Source organism: Streptomyces sp. NPDC111656 (assembly GCF_055656965.1).
The window spans coordinates 405,096-418,850 of record NZ_JBVKCA010000003.1 but is presented as its reverse complement, the minus strand read 5'-3'; the positions used below and the strand labels follow the sequence as shown (position 1 = coordinate 418,850).

Genomic DNA, 13,755 nt, shown 5'->3' with positions numbered 1-13,755 from the left:
GGACACGGCGGTCGTTCCTGACCTTCCGTGAAGAAGAGAAGAGGTGTGCCGGATGACTACTTCGGGACGTATATCGCAATCGGCGTTCGACGGCTCCAGGCTTCGGGTGATCCTGCTGCTCGACCTGTACGAAGGAGCCCAGGAGCAGTTCCTCGACGCGTACGAGCACATGCGCAATCAGGTCGCGTCCGTCCCCGGACACCTCAGCGACCAGCTCTGCCAGTCGATCGAGAACCCCTCGCAGTGGCTCATCACCAGCGAATGGGAGAGCGCCCCGCCCTTCCTCGCCTGGGTCAACAGCGAGGAGCACGTCGAGACGGTCCGGCCGATGCACAACTGCGTCCGGGACACCCGCTCGATGCGCTACAGCATCCTTCGGGAGACCAGCCCCGCCCAGCCGCACGGCCAGAAGTCGGCCAAGGCGGATATGCAGGTCGAGGCCCGGGTGGGCGAAGGTGTGGCACGCCATGCCCTCACCTTCACCGTCAAGCCGGGGACCGAGTCGAAGGTCGCGGAGATCCTCGCCGGGTACGAGTCCCCCCAGGCCCAGGTCGACGACACCACGCGGCTGCGGCGCACCTCCCTCTTCATGCACGGCAACCGTGTCGTGCGTGCGGTGGAGGTGGAGGGCGACCTCATGGCGGCACTGCGTCACGTCGCCCGTCAGCCCGAGGTACGGGCGGTCGAGGAGGCCATCAACCCGTACCTGGAGCAGGACCGGGACCTGAGGGACCCCGACTCGGCACGGGTCTTCTTCACCCGGGCCGCGCTGCCGTCCGTGCACCACGTGACGTCCGGCAGCAAGGCACCCGAGGACCTGCGTCGCCACGCGCTCTACTACCCGGCCAAGCCAGGCTGCGGGTTGGAGCTGGCCAGGTTGCTCGCCCACCAGGACGAAGCCGCGGCGGATGACCCGAAGAGTCCGGTGTACCGGAGCACGGTCTTCCAGCGTGACGACATCGTGGTGCGTCTCATCGACGTGACGGGCGAGCTGGACGCGGACCCCGTCGCCGCGCTCGGTGTCAAGGGCGCGAAGAAGGCCGCGGAGCTGGAGCGTCTCCTCGACGGTGCCGCGATCGGCGTCGAGGGCTCCCTGGAGACGGAACGCAACATCAACCGCCTCCTGTCGCACGTCGACATGATGCCCGTCACCGACCGCACGGCGGATTCCTGACAGAGGGCCGCGGCTTCGTCCGCGGCCCTCCCTCCCCGGACGTCACTGCCCCACCCGGAGGTATCAAGCATGTTCAAGAAGCATCCACGCATCGTGGACCTGAGCGAGACGGAACCCAACCGCAGGCGCGGAGGCGACATCCGGGCCATGCTCACGCCCGCCACGGCGGGGTCCACCAGCGGCTTCATGGGCCTGGCCCTCATCCAGCCCGGCGAGCGCATCGGTGAGCACTACCACCCGTACTCCGAGGAGTTCGTGTACGTCGTCAACGGCGCCCTCGAAGTGGACCTGGACGGCGACAGCTTCGCCCTGCGGCCCGATCAGGGTCTGCTGATCCCGATCAACATGCGGCACCGCTTCCGCAACGTCGGCGACACGGAAGCCCGCATGGTCTTCCACCTGGGCCCGCTCGCTCCGCGTCCGAGCCTCGGCCACGTCGACACGGAGGTGACCGACGACACCGCGCCCGGCCCCGAGTTCGCCACCGCCGGGGCGGACCTGTCCGCGCCGGACCACGGACAGCCGTCCGAGCGAAGTGGGGCCATAAAGTGACCCGGCGGGTGGCCGTCACCGGCATCGGTGTGGTCGCTCCGGGCGGCACCGGGGCGACGGCGTTCTGGGACCTCCTGTCCAACGGCCGCACCGCGACCCGCGGCATCTCGCTGTTCGACCCGGCGGGCCTGCGTTCCCGCATAGCCGCCGAATGCGACTTCGACCCGCTCGCGCACGGCCTCGACCCGGAGCTGAGCGAACACGCCGACCGGTACATCCAGTTCGCCGTGGTCGCGGCCCGGGAAGCCGTCCGTGACTCCGGACTCGACACCGGCAAGGAGGACCCCTGGCGGGTCGCGGTCTCCCTGGGCAGCGCCGTCGGCGGTACCACCCGCCTGGAACACGACTACGTCCAGGTCAGCGAACGGGGCCGGCGGTGGGACGTGGACCACCGCGCGGCCGACCCGCAACTGCACCTGGCGTTCTCGCCCAGCACGCTGGCCTCGGTCGTCGCCGAGGAGTTCGGTGCCCAGGGACCGGTGCAGACCGTCTCCACCGGCTGCACCTCCGGACTCGACGCGGTCGGCTACGCCTTCCACACCATCGAGGAGGGCCGGGCGGACGTCTGCATAGCCGGGGCGTCGGACTCTCCGATATCCCCGATCACCATGGCCTGCTTCGACGCCATCAAGGCCACCTCACCCGACAACGACGACCCCGAGCACGCCTCCCGTCCCTTCGACGTCCACCGCAACGGCTTCGTCATGGGCGAGGGCGGCGCGGTACTGGTCCTGGAGGAGTACGAGCACGCCCGAGCCCGCGGCGCGCACATCTACTGCGAGATAAGCGGCTACGCCACCTACGGCAACGCCTACCACATGACCGGTCTGACCAGCGAGGGGCTGGAGATGGCCCGGGCGATCGACACCACGCTCGACCAGGCCCGCCTCGACCCCACCCTGATCGACTACGTCAACGCGCACGGCTCGGGCACCCGACAGAACGACCGGCACGAGACCGCCGCGGTCAAGCGGTCCCTGGGCGAGCACGCCTACGACACGCCCATGAGCTCCATCAAGTCCATGGTGGGGCACTCGCTGGGCGCGATCGGCGCGATAGAGGTCGTCGCCTGCGTCCTCGCCCTGAAGCACCAAGTGGTGCCGCCCACGGCGAACTACGAAACTCCCGACCCCGAGTGCGACCTGGACTACGTGCCGCGCACCGCACGCCCGCGGAAGCTGAACAACGTGCTCTCCGTGGGCAGCGGATTCGGCGGATTCCAGTCCGCGGTGCTCCTGACCGGGCCGGGTGGGAGGACCCGATGAGCACACAGCGCACTCAGCGCACTCAGCGCCCCCGGCGCGCGGCCATCACCGGCATCGGTGTGATCGCGCCCAACGGACTGCGCGCCGACGCGTACTGGAAGTCCGTCAGAGAAGGCCTCGTCGTCCTGGACCGGATCACCCGCGAGGGATGCGAGCACCTGCCGCTCCGTATCGCGGGCGAGGTCCGGGCCTTCGACGCCGCGGCCCTCATCGAGGAGCGGTTCCTCGTCCAGACGGACCGCTTCAGCCACTTCGCGATGGCAGCGACCGTGCTCGCCCTCGACGACGCCGGCCTGGGCCAGGGTGACCCCGCGGACCCGTACGACATCGGCGTGATCACCGCCGCCGGATCAGGTGGCGGCGAGTTCGGACAGCGCGAGCTCCAGAAGCTGTGGGGCCAGGGATCCCGGTACGTGGGCCCGTACCAGTCCATCGCCTGGTTCTACGCCGCCAGCACCGGCCAGATCTCCATCCGGGGCGGCTTCAAGGGACCGTGTGGAGTGGTCGCGAGCGACGAGGCGGGCGGCCTGGACTCCATCGCGCTCGCCGCCCGGGGTGTACGGCGCGGCACCGGCGCGGTGGTCGTCGGATCCGCGGAGGCCCCCCTCGCCCCGTACTCGATGGTGTGCCAGCTCGGATACCCCGAGATCAGCACCGCCGAGGATCCCGATCAGGCCTATCGGCCCTTCACCGCGGGAGCGTGCGGCTTCGCTCCCGCGGAGGGGGGAGCCATGCTCGTCGTGGAGGACGAGACCCGCGCTCGCGCGCGCGGGGCGGCCGTCCGGGCCATCGTGGCCGGCCATGGAGCCACGTTCACCGGAGCCTCCCGCTGGGAGCGGTCCAGAGAGGGTCTCGCCCACGCGATCCGTGGCGCCCTCGACGAGGCCGGCTGCGCTCCGGAGGAGATCGACGTCGTGTTCGCCGACGCCCTGGGCGTTCCGGAGGCGGACCGCGCCGAAGCCCTGGCCATTGCCGACGCCCTCGGTAAGCACGGCACCCGGGTCCCCGTCACGGCGCCCAAGACGGGCATCGGGCGGGCCTACTGCGGGGCACCCGTGCTGGACACCGCGGCCGCGGTGCTCGCCATGGAGAACGGTCAGGTACCCCCCACCCCCAACGTGTTCGACATCTGCCACGACCTCGACCTGGTGATGTCGAGCGCTCGTCCCACCGAGCTGCACACGGCCCTGGTCCTCAGCAGGGGACTGATGGGCTCCAACGCGGCGCTGGTAGTGCGCCGCGGCGGCGACTCCGCCCGATAGGACCGGGCGGGAAGGAGAACAGACTCATGATCACCACCGAAGTGACCCTCATCGAACTGGCCTCGCTGATGAAGAAGGCGGCCGGTGTCTCCGTCGACCCCCAGGACCTCGAGAAGTCGTCCGACTCCCCGTTCGGCACCCTCGGCCTCGACTCCCTCGGCCTGCTCGGCATCGTCGGTGAGCTGGAGAACCGGTACAGCCAGCCGCTGCCCCCCGACGCCGAGCGCTGCAAGACCCCCCGTGAGTTCCTCGACCTCGTCAACAACACCCTCAAGTCTGGAGCCTGAAAGTGGCAGGACACACTGAGAACAGCATCACCATCGACGCCCCTCTCGACCTCGTCTGGGACATCACCAACGACATCGAGAACTGGCCGCAGCTCTTCAGCGAGTACGCGTCCCTGGAGGTGCTCTCCCGCGACGGCGACACGACGAAGTTCCGACTGACCATGCACCCGGACGAGAACGGCAAGGTCTGGAGCTGGGTCTCGGAGCGGACCGTGGACCGCGTCAGGCGGACGGTCCGCGCCCGCCGCGTCGAGACGGGCCCCTTCGACCACATGAACATCCGGTGGGAGTACGAGGAGACCCCCGAGGGCACCCACATGCACTGGGTGCAGGACTTCGCGATGAAGCCCGAGGCCCCGGTCGACGACGCCTGGATGACGGACAACATCAACCGCAACTCCCGCGTCCAGATGGAGCTCATCCGGGACCGGATCGAGAAGGTCGCCCGCGACCGTCAGAACGCGCCGATGGCCGGCTGACAGCCGGAGCTCAGGAAGGACATCCGATGCACCACGCCCTCATCGTCGCGCGCATGGCGCCCGACTCGGCCCCGGCGATCGCCGATGTGTTCGCCGCCTCCGACCGCGGTGAACTCCCGCACCTGATCGGCGTCAAGCGGCGCAGCCTCTTCCAGTTCGGTGATGTGTACATGCACCTCATCGAAGCCGACAAGGACCCGGCACCCGCCATCGCGAAGGTGGTCGGGCACCCCGAGTTCCGGAGCGTCAGCGAGCAGCTGTCGGCGTACGTCAGCGCGTACGACCCGCAGACGTGGCGCAGTCCCAAGGACGCCATGGCCCAGTGCTTCTACCGCTGGGAGCGGGACGCCGTCTCCTGAGGCGAACGCCCGGACACAACCCGAGGCCGCCGACCCCGCGATGGACGCGGAGCCGGCGGCCTCGGGTTTTTCCCGGTGCGCCGGAAAGGCCGGATCAGCTGGGGATCGTGCACTCGAAGGCGTGCAGATACGCGTTGACCGGACGGAACTCGTCGATGACGAGGCCCGCGTCCGTCAGCCGGTCGACCATGCTCTGCCGGGTGTGCTTCGCACCACCGACATTGAGGAGCAGCAGCAGGTCCATGGCCGTGGTGAACCGCATCGACGGGGTGTCGTCCACGAGGTTCTCGATGACGACGACGCGGGCACCGGGCCGCGCCGCCTTGCGGATGTTGGCCAGCGCCCTGCGGGTGCTGTCGTCGTCCCACTCCAGGATGTTCTTGATGATGTACAGGTCCGCCTGGACCGGGATGTCCTCACGGCAGTCCCCGGCCACGACGCGCACCCGCTCGGCCAGCGAACCGCCGCCGCGCAGCCGGGGATCGGCGTTCTCCACCACTCCCGGCAGGTCGAGCAGCGTGCCGTGCATCCCGGGGTGCTTCTCCAGCAGGCTGACCAGGACCTGGCCCTGACCGCCGCCGATGTCCGCGACCGAGGACACGCCTCGCAGATCGAGAAGGTTCGCCACGTCCCGCGCCGACTGCTCGCTGGACGTCGTCATGGCCCGGTTGAACACGTACGCCGACTCCGGGGCCTCTTCGTTGAGGTAGTCGAAGAACTCCCGCTCGTACACGTCCTCGAAGACGTTACGGCCGGAGCGCACCGCCTCGTCGAGCTTCGGCCAGACGTTCCACGTCCACGGCTCGGTGCACCACAGGGCGATGTAGCGGAGGCTGTGCGGGTCGTCCTCGCGCAGCAGCCGGGACATCTCCGTGTGCGCGAAGGTGCCGTCCGGGAGTTCGGTGAAGACCCCCTGGCAGCACAGCGCGCGCAGCAGCCGCCGCAGGGTCTTCGGCTGGGCCTTCACCGTCGCCGCCAGGTCCTCCACGCGCATGGGCGTGTCGCCCAGGGCGTCCGCCACGCCGAGGCGGGCGGTCGCGCGTACGGCGGCGGCGCACGCCGCTCCGAAGGCGAGCTCCCGCAGCCGCATGGACGGCGGCGGGGGAGCCGGATCGACCGTGGTCGGTGGAGCCGGATCAACAGTGGTCATGGTGGTGCCTCGCTTCTGGGGTCGTGCTGGTGGGGGGAGGGGGAGGGGTCAGCACAGTCCGGCGGGCTCGGAGTGCGTGCAGGTGTTGCCGTGGAAGGTGTTGCGCTTGCCCTTGGCGCGGTCGCGGTTGGCGAGGTCGGCCTTGCCGTTGCGCTGCGCCACGTTGTTGCGGATCTCGTTGTGCTCGTTGACGGCGCCCACGAAGCTCTTGTACAGAACGATGCCGCCGGACAGCGGGGAGGTGCCCACGTTGTCCTCGACCTTGTTCTCCGCCACCAGCGTCTTCTCGGCGCCGGTGAGGACGATTCCGGAGCCCTGCAGGAAGGGCAGCCGCGGAGTCTTGCGACAGTACTTGTTGTTGGCGTGGATGTAGTTGCGGACCACGCTCAGCGCCCCGACGTGCGGCTTGTTCTCGTCGCCCACGACGAACACCGCGGCGCAGTTGCCGGTCGCCTCGTTGTGATCGACGGTCAGGTTCCGCAGCCGTCGGACCGTGACGCCGATCCGGTTGCCGGACAGAAGGTTGTGGCTGACGACCGTCCCCAGGGTGTCCCGGGCGCCTTCCTCCGTGCTGACCGTGTTGGACAGGAACAGCCCGGCGTCGCCGTTGTTCCGGGCGAGGTTGTAGCGGAACACCCCGCGCACGGAGCGTTCCTGGGCGATGCCCCACTGGCCGTTCTTCTCGGCGATCACTCCCTGGACCGTCAGCCGGTCGGTGCCCGACGCCCACAGGCCCTGCTTGGCGAAGCCTCTGAGGGTCAGTGAGCTGACGGTGACGCCCTTGACGCGCTTTTTGTCCGTGCCGGTGACACAGATTCCGTTGCCGGCCTTGGCGCAGCTGCCGGAGGCCTTGCCCGGCACGATGACGGTGGAGCGCGCACCGTAGCCGCGCAGCGTCAGGTTCGACACCGTGATGCGGACGCTCTCGTGATACGTGCCGGGGGAGAGGACGACGGTGTCCCCCGAGTGTGCGGAATTCACGGCCTTCTGGATCGACCCGCCGGGTTTGACCCAGTGCACCGTCTGGTGCTCGGCCGACGGGGCGGCGCCCAGCACCGACGCCGTGACGGCTGCGGTGCAGGCGAGGTAGGCCATCTGTCGTTTCGTCATAGGCCGAAGCTAAGAGCGGGTGTTCCGGCCCGCCACCGCTGATCACCCAGGTGGACCGCCGATGTCACCTGCCTGCGCGCAAGGGTGAGCCGTCGGAGGCAGCGGCGTCGGCGGACACGCGACCGCCCCGACCGGAGAACCCGGCCGGGGCGGTGCGGTGGTGACGCGTGGGCGCCGACGGTGTGTCAGGCGAGGGTCGCGAGCGTCGCGTTCCAGGTGGCCGAGGGGCGCATGACGGTCGCGGCCTTGGCCGGGTCGGGCTGGTAGTAGCCGCCGATGTCGGCGGGCTTGCCCTGGACCGCGAGCAGCTCGTCGACGATCGTCCGCTCCTGCGCGGTCAGCGTCTCGGCGAGCGGGGCGAACGCCTTGGCGAGGTCCGCGTCGTCGGTCTGCTTGGCCAACTCCTGCGCCCAGTAAAGGCCCAGGTAGAAGTGGCTGCCGCGGTTGTCGATGCCGCCGACGCGACGGGTCGGCGACTTGTCCTCGTTGAGGAAGGTCGCCGTCGCGCGGTCGAGGGTGTCGGCGAGCACCTGGGCGCGCGCGTTGCCCGTGCTCTGCGCGAGGTGCTCGAAGCTGGCCGCGAGGGCGAAGAACTCGCCCAGGCTGTCCCAGCGCAGGTAGTTCTCCTTGACCAGCTGCTGGACGTGCTTCGGGGCGGAGCCGCCGGCACCCGTCTCGAAGAGGCCGCCACCCGCCATCAGCGGAACGACGGAGAGCATCTTGGCGCTGGTGCCCAGCTCCAGGATCGGGAACAGGTCGGTCAGGTAGTCACGCAGGACGTTGCCGGTGACCGAGATGGTGTTCAGGCCCTTGCGGATGCGCTCGAGGGAGAACTTCGTCGCCTCGACCGGGGACAGGATCTTGATCTCCAGGCCCTCGGTGTCGTGCTCCGCCAGGTACGCGTTGACCTTCTCGATCAGCTGCGTGTCGTGGGCGCGGGTCTCGTCCAGCCAGAACACCGCCGGGTCGCCGGTGGCGCGGGCGCGGGTGACGGCCAGCTTCACCCAGTCCCTGATCGGGTCGTCCTTGGTCTGGCAGGCGCGGAAGATGTCGCCCGCGCCGACGGCCTGCTCCAGGACCACGTTGCCGGCCTGGTCGACGAGGCGGACCGTGCCGGTGGTGGGGATCTCGAACGTCTTGTCGTGGCTGCCGTACTCCTCGGCCTTCTGGGCCATCAGACCGACGTTCGGCACCGAGCCCATGGTGGACGGGTCGAAGGCGCCGTGGGCGCGGCAGTCGTCGATGACGACCTGGTAGACGCCGGAGTAGCTGCTGTCCGGGAGGACGGCGAGGGTGTCGGCCTCCTGGCCGTCCGGGCCCCACATGTGGCCGGAGGTGCGGATCATCGCCGGCATGGAGGCGTCGACGATCACGTCGGAGGGGACGTGCAGGTTGGTGATGCCCTTGTCCGAGTCGACCATCGCGAGGGCCGGGCCCTCGGCGAGCTCGGCGTCGAAGGACGCCTTGATCTCGGCGCCCTCGGGCAGCGCCTCCAGGCCCTTGAAGATGCCGCCCAGACCGTCGTTCGGGGTCAGACCGGCGGCGGCGAACGTCTCGCCGTACTTCGCGAACGTCCTGGGGAAGAAGGCGCGCACGACGTGGCCGAAGACGATCGGGTCGGAGACCTTCATCATCGTGGCCTTGAGGTGCACGGAGAACAGCACGTCCTCGGCCTTGGCACGGGCGATCTGCGCCGTGAGGAACTCGCGCAGCGGCGCGACGTGCATGACGGACGCGTCGACGACCTCGCCCGCGAGGACGGGTACCGACTCGCGCAGCACGGTGGTGGAGCCGTCGTCGCCCGCCAGCTCGATGCGGAGCGAGCCCGCCTCGGAGATCACCGTGGACTTCTCGGTGGAGCGGAAGTCGTCGGCGCCCATGGTGGCGACGTTGGTCTTGGACTCGGGGGTCCAGGCGCCCATGCGGTGCGGGTGGGTCTTGGCGTAGTTCTTGACCGACGCGGGGGCGCGGCGGTCGGAGTTGCCCTCACGCAGGACCGGGTTCACGGCGGAGCCCTTGACCTTGTCGTAACGGGCGCGGATGTCGCGCTCCTCGTCCGACTTCGGGTCGTCCGGGTAGGCCGGGAGCGCGTAGCCCTGCTCCTGGAGCTCGGCGATCGCGGCCTTCAGCTGCGGGATCGAGGCCGAGACGTTCGGCAGCTTGATGATGTTGGCCTCGGGCGTCTTGGCCAGGTCACCGAGCTCGGCGAGGGCGTCGGGAACGCGCTGACCCTCCTCGAGGAACTCGGGGAAGAGCGCGAGGATGCGCCCGGCCAGCGAGATGTCACGGGTCTCCACAGTGACACCCGCCTGCGAGGCGTACGCCTGGACCACCGGCAGGAACGAATACGTCGCCAGGGCCGGGGCCTCGTCAGTGTGCGTGTAAATGATGGTCGAGTCAGTCACCGGGTGCTCCGCTCCACGTCTGCAACATTGCTCGACATCAAGATATCTCGTGAGCGACCCCGACTCGACAGGGGTCCGCCCGCCATCGCCGTGAACAAGAAGTGGCGCGCCGCAGGCACCCGCCCTCGACGCCCTCACACTGCCGCTGGACCGACGCCCACGGCCGCGCCGGCCGAAGCCACCGTGACCCGCGCGTGGGCGAAGAGTCGCGGGTCACCCCGGCGCGCCCGCTGCCGGAGCACGTCCGGGTGACTGTCCGTGTCGAGTGCTCCGCCGAGTGTCACCGGGGCTCCTGTGCGAGCACCGAGGCCGAACCATCCCGACCGGACGGTCGCCCCGGTGTCCCCGGGCCTGGTCGCGCCGCGCCGACGGCACAGGGACCGGGGAGGCCGACGGCACAGGGACCGGGAAGTTGGCCGGGGCTCGCCCTCGTCCGGGCGCTACCTCCCCGACGTGGCCTCGCGCTGGTGCGGTATGCCCGCCTCCAGCAGCTCCGCCCCGCCCGGCTGCAGCGCCACCGTCCGCGTGGGCGCCGGAATCCGGATGCCCTCCTCCCGGTAGCGCTTGTGCAGGCGCTTGATGAACTCGTGCTTGATCCGGTACTGGTCGCTGAACTCCCCGACGCCGAGGATGACGCTGAAGCTGATGCGGGAGTCGCCGAAGGTGTGGAAGCGGACGGCAGGCTCGTGGTCCGGGACGGCGCCGGTGATCTCGGCCATCGTCTCGGTGACGACCTCGGTGGTCACGCGCTCGACATGGTCCAGGTCGCTGTCGTAGCCGACACCGACCTGGACGATGAGGGTCATCTGCTGCTCGGGGCGGTTGAAGTTGGTCATGTTGGTGCCCGCGAGCTGGGCGTTGGGGATGATGACCAGGTTGTTGGAGAGCTGACGGACCGTCGTGTTGCGCCAGTTGATGTCCACGACGTAGCCCTCCTCACCGCTGCTGAGGCGGATGTAGTCGCCGGGCTGGACCGTCTTCGAGGCGAGGATGTGGACGCCCGCGAAGAGGTTGGCGAGGGTGTCCTGAAGGGCGAGCGCCACCGCGAGACCGCCCACACCCAGGGCCGTGAGCAGCGGGGCTATGGAGATGCCCAGCGTCTGCAGCATGACGAGGAAGCCCATCGCCAGCACCACGACCCGGGTGATGTTGACGAAGATGGTGGCCGAACCCGCGACGCCCGAGCGGGACTGGGCTAGCGACCGCACGAGACCGGTGACGACCCGGGCCGCGGTCAGGGTCGCGACGAAGATGAGGACGACGGTCAGGACCCTGTTGACGTTGCGTCCGACCGGAGCCGTCAGCGGGAGCACCGCGCCCGCCGCCGAGACACCCGCGGCGATCGCTCCCCAGGGGACGAGCGTACGCAGCGCGTCGACGATGAAGTCGTCACCGCTCCACCGGGTGCGCGAGGCGTGCTTGCCGAGCCAGCGCAGCAGTATGCGCAACAGGAACGCGGCCAGCAGACCCGCCACCACGGGAATCCCGGCCATCATCAGGTCGTCCAGTGTGAGGGAGTGTTTCACCGGCCGCCTCCCGTGTGACGGAGGGGAAGGCCCGCGGGCCGGATGTGCTGTGTCGTCACTTGCCACCTGCTCGAATCCGGGAATGCACGATCACGCCCGGACGCGTGTTCGTCGTCCGGGGCGACCTCTCATCCTGCCGTACTTGCGGGTACGTCCGTTACCGGGCCCACACGCTTCCGGCACACCTGCCGACCACGCCGGCCGACCGTCCCTGCCGACCACACCCGTCGGTCCGTCACCAGGGTCTTGGCCGGGGCCGATCCGGTCGAGAGCGATCCGATCGAGCCGAGAGGCCGCGGCACGGCAGAGGCCCCGGCCCACTACCTCGCCGTGAACGAGCCGTGCCGCCCGGCTCCCGACGCGAAGCGGGCGGCGCCCTCCATGCCCTCGGCCAACACGTCCTTGCCGTAACGGAGTTCGACGCGCATGGCCGCCTCCTCGACCAGGCCCTCCTGGTCGAGGACCGACGCGCGGTCGCTGCGCAGGCAGGACTGGGGGAAGTCGGCGATGGCCGCGGCGAGTTCCTCGGCCTCGGCCCGGGCGCGGCCGGTCGGGACGAGCCGGTTGGCGAGACCCATCTCGTACGCCTCGGCGGCCGGGACCGCGCGGCCGGTGAGGATCATGTCCATCGCACGGCTTGCGCCGATGAGGCGGGGGAGCCGTACGGTGCCGCCGTCGATGAGCGGGATGCCCCAGCGGCGGCAGAAGACGCCGAAGACGGCGTCCTGCTCGGCGACCCGCAGATCGCACCAGAGCGCCAGTTCCAGGCCGCCCGCCACGGCATGCCCCGCGACCGCCGCGATGACCGGCTTGGACAGCCGCAGCCGGGTGGGACCCATCGGCCCGTCACCGTCCTCCGCGACCCTGTTGCCGTACTCGGTGCCGATCGCCTTGAGGTCCGCGCCGGCGCAGAACGTGCCGCCCTCGCCCCAGAGCACCGCCACCCGGGCCGTCTCGTCCGCCTCGAACTCTCTGAAGGCGTCCGCGAGTTCGGCGGCGGTCGGCCCGTCGACGGCGTTGCGGGCGGCGGGGCGGGAGAGGACGACCGTGGTGACGTACCCCTGGCGTTCGATCCGGACCGACATCGTGCTGTCCCCTTCTCCCGGCCATGTACGCCTTCTCCTGAGCGGCGTACGGGGAGGTTACTCCGGGGCTGCTTGTGGCGCGGATCCGTGGCGCTCAGATCACCTTCAGACGGACCAGCGCGCCCAGCGTCAGCGCCCCGGGCAGCAGCGGCACCCACACCGTGATGATCCGGTAGGCCAGCACGACCGCTGTCGCCACGGCCACCGGGCCGCCCGCCGCCACCAGCGCGACGATCAGCGCCGCCTCGACCGAACCGATGCCGCCCGGGGTGGGCACCATCGCGACGGCCGCCGTCGCCGCCAGATACGCGAGAGCCATGTGCAGGGGCGGCACCGCCAGGTTCATCGCCTCGCCGACCGCGGTCAGTCCTGCGGCCTGCAGCAGCGGGAAGGCGAGCGATCCGCCCCACAGGGCGAGCGCGCGTGCCGGACGGGTGTGCACGGAGCGGGCCTCGCCGAGCGCGGTGCGCAGGAACGACAGCACGGCCCCGCGCAGCCGTCGGACGAGAAGAAGCGTGGCCACCGCGGCCAGGAGGACCCCTCCCGCGGCGAGCAGCAACGGGCCGATCGCGCCGGAGGGGAGGAGGGATCCGATGTGCAGGGCTCCCGGGAACGCGATGAGCAGGCCCACCAGGAGGGTCACCCGGGCGATCGACTCCGCGAGCATGTAGAGCGCGAGCGCGGCGGAGGAGCGGGCGAGCGGGACGCCGCACACGGTCATGAAGCGCAGATTGACCGCGCCGGCGCCGAGACCGGTCGGCAGCAGGTGGTTGGCCGCGCCCGCGGCGAACTGGGTGGCGAGCAGCCGACGCGCGGGCAGCCGCTGCATGACCGCGCCCTGCCGGGCGGAGGCCGCGGCGACCCAGGTCAGGCAGGTCGCGACGGCGGCCGCCAGCAGCCACGGCCATTCGGCCGAGCGTAGATGGCCGAAGCCCTCCATGAGGACGGACCGATGCCGCACCGCGACCACCAGGACGAGGGCGAGCGGGATCACGCACAGGACCGACCTGAGCGGGAAGCGTCGGGGTCCTTGGGAGAATCCCTGGGGAAGCTTCTGGGGAAGTCGAACCGCTGTCACATCGGGAGAGGTTCTCCACGCCG

13 protein-coding genes are annotated in these 13,755 nt (G+C 70.1%); 7 read left to right on the top strand and 6 right to left on the bottom strand.

Annotation, left to right across the window (positions count from 1 at the left end; genetic code table 11):
- Nucleotides 1–52 precede the first annotated feature (52 nt).
- From ACZ7M3_RS12095 to ACZ7M3_RS12065, 7 genes are all read left to right on the top strand, one after another.
- Nucleotides 53–1,174 carry a SchA/CurD-like domain-containing protein gene (locus ACZ7M3_RS12095; protein ID WP_472062748.1) on the top strand — a complete coding sequence of 374 codons (1,122 nt, stop codon included), beginning with the start codon at nucleotides 53–55 and terminating at the stop codon, nucleotides 1,172–1,174.
- Nucleotides 1,175–1,243: 69 nt separating this feature from the next.
- Entirely contained in the window at nucleotides 1,244–1,726 is a 483-nt protein-coding gene (locus ACZ7M3_RS12090; RefSeq protein WP_054232643.1) for a cupin domain-containing protein, read from the top strand.
- Nucleotides 1,723–2,991: a beta-ketoacyl-[acyl-carrier-protein] synthase family protein gene (locus ACZ7M3_RS12085; RefSeq protein WP_472062747.1), complete on the top strand. Its 1,269-nt coding sequence runs from the start codon at nucleotides 1,723–1,725 to the stop codon at nucleotides 2,989–2,991. Before ACZ7M3_RS12090 ends, ACZ7M3_RS12085 begins: the two co-directional genes overlap by 4 nt.
- A complete protein-coding gene (locus ACZ7M3_RS12080; protein ID WP_472062745.1) occupies nucleotides 2,988–4,253 on the top strand; it encodes a ketosynthase chain-length factor in 1,266 nt (421 codons plus the stop codon). The genes ACZ7M3_RS12085 and ACZ7M3_RS12080 overlap by 4 nt, the downstream gene beginning before the upstream one ends.
- A gap of 26 nt (nucleotides 4,254–4,279) precedes the next feature.
- Nucleotides 4,280–4,540, top strand: a complete 261-nt coding sequence (locus tag ACZ7M3_RS12075; protein ID WP_472062743.1) for a phosphopantetheine-binding protein — start codon at nucleotides 4,280–4,282, stop codon at nucleotides 4,538–4,540.
- A gap of 2 nt (nucleotides 4,541–4,542) precedes the next feature.
- Nucleotides 4,543–5,019, top strand: coding sequence for an SRPBCC family protein (locus ACZ7M3_RS12070; protein WP_472062741.1), 477 nt, complete (start codon nucleotides 4,543–4,545; stop codon nucleotides 5,017–5,019).
- A gap of 26 nt (nucleotides 5,020–5,045) precedes the next feature.
- Nucleotides 5,046–5,378 (top strand): TcmI family type II polyketide cyclase, encoded by a 333-nt coding sequence (locus tag ACZ7M3_RS12065; protein WP_054232638.1) that lies wholly within the window; start codon nucleotides 5,046–5,048, stop codon nucleotides 5,376–5,378.
- Nucleotides 5,379–5,472: 94 nt separating this feature from the next.
- Here the strand turns inward: ACZ7M3_RS12065 and ACZ7M3_RS12060 are convergent, their stop codons facing one another.
- From ACZ7M3_RS12060 to ACZ7M3_RS12035, 6 genes are all read right to left on the bottom strand, one after another.
- A complete protein-coding gene (locus ACZ7M3_RS12060; RefSeq protein WP_351305410.1) occupies nucleotides 5,473–6,528 on the bottom strand; it encodes a methyltransferase in 1,056 nt (351 codons plus the stop codon).
- Nucleotides 6,529–6,576: 48 nt separating this feature from the next.
- Nucleotides 6,577–7,638, bottom strand: coding sequence for a right-handed parallel beta-helix repeat-containing protein (locus ACZ7M3_RS12055; RefSeq protein ID WP_472062739.1), 1,062 nt, complete (start codon nucleotides 7,636–7,638; stop codon nucleotides 6,577–6,579).
- Between the two features lie 185 nt (nucleotides 7,639–7,823).
- Nucleotides 7,824–10,043: an NADP-dependent isocitrate dehydrogenase gene (locus ACZ7M3_RS12050; RefSeq protein WP_472062737.1), complete on the bottom strand. Its 2,220-nt coding sequence runs from the start codon at nucleotides 10,041–10,043 to the stop codon at nucleotides 7,824–7,826.
- 440 nt (nucleotides 10,044–10,483) lie between these two features.
- Complete coding sequence (locus ACZ7M3_RS12045) at nucleotides 10,484–11,569, bottom strand: mechanosensitive ion channel family protein (protein ID WP_472062736.1); 1,086 nt, start codon at nucleotides 11,567–11,569, stop codon at nucleotides 10,484–10,486.
- Between the two features lie 320 nt (nucleotides 11,570–11,889).
- Nucleotides 11,890–12,654 (bottom strand): crotonase/enoyl-CoA hydratase family protein, encoded by a 765-nt coding sequence (locus ACZ7M3_RS12040; RefSeq protein WP_472062734.1) that lies wholly within the window; start codon nucleotides 12,652–12,654, stop codon nucleotides 11,890–11,892.
- A gap of 94 nt (nucleotides 12,655–12,748) precedes the next feature.
- Nucleotides 12,749–13,732, bottom strand: a complete 984-nt coding sequence (locus ACZ7M3_RS12035) for a lysylphosphatidylglycerol synthase transmembrane domain-containing protein (RefSeq protein ID WP_472062733.1) — start codon at nucleotides 13,730–13,732, stop codon at nucleotides 12,749–12,751.
- Nucleotides 13,733–13,755: the final 23 nt, after the last annotated feature.

Coding starts and splice junctions, on each gene's coding strand:
- ACZ7M3_RS12095 (WP_472062748.1), top strand. CDS start 53: ATGACTACTTCGGGACGTATATCGCAATCGGCGTTCGACGGCTCCAGG.
- ACZ7M3_RS12090 (WP_054232643.1), top strand. CDS start 1,244: ATGTTCAAGAAGCATCCACGCATCGTGGACCTGAGCGAGACGGAACCC.
- ACZ7M3_RS12080 (WP_472062745.1), top strand. CDS start 2,988: ATGAGCACACAGCGCACTCAGCGCACTCAGCGCCCCCGGCGCGCGGCC.
- ACZ7M3_RS12075 (WP_472062743.1), top strand. CDS start 4,280: ATGATCACCACCGAAGTGACCCTCATCGAACTGGCCTCGCTGATGAAG.
- ACZ7M3_RS12065 (WP_054232638.1), top strand. CDS start 5,046: ATGCACCACGCCCTCATCGTCGCGCGCATGGCGCCCGACTCGGCCCCG.
- ACZ7M3_RS12060 (WP_351305410.1), bottom strand. CDS start 6,528: ATGACCACTGTTGATCCGGCTCCACCGACCACGGTCGATCCGGCTCCC.
- ACZ7M3_RS12055 (WP_472062739.1), bottom strand. CDS start 7,638: ATGACGAAACGACAGATGGCCTACCTCGCCTGCACCGCAGCCGTCACG.
- ACZ7M3_RS12040 (WP_472062734.1), bottom strand. CDS start 12,654: ATGTCGGTCCGGATCGAACGCCAGGGGTACGTCACCACGGTCGTCCTC.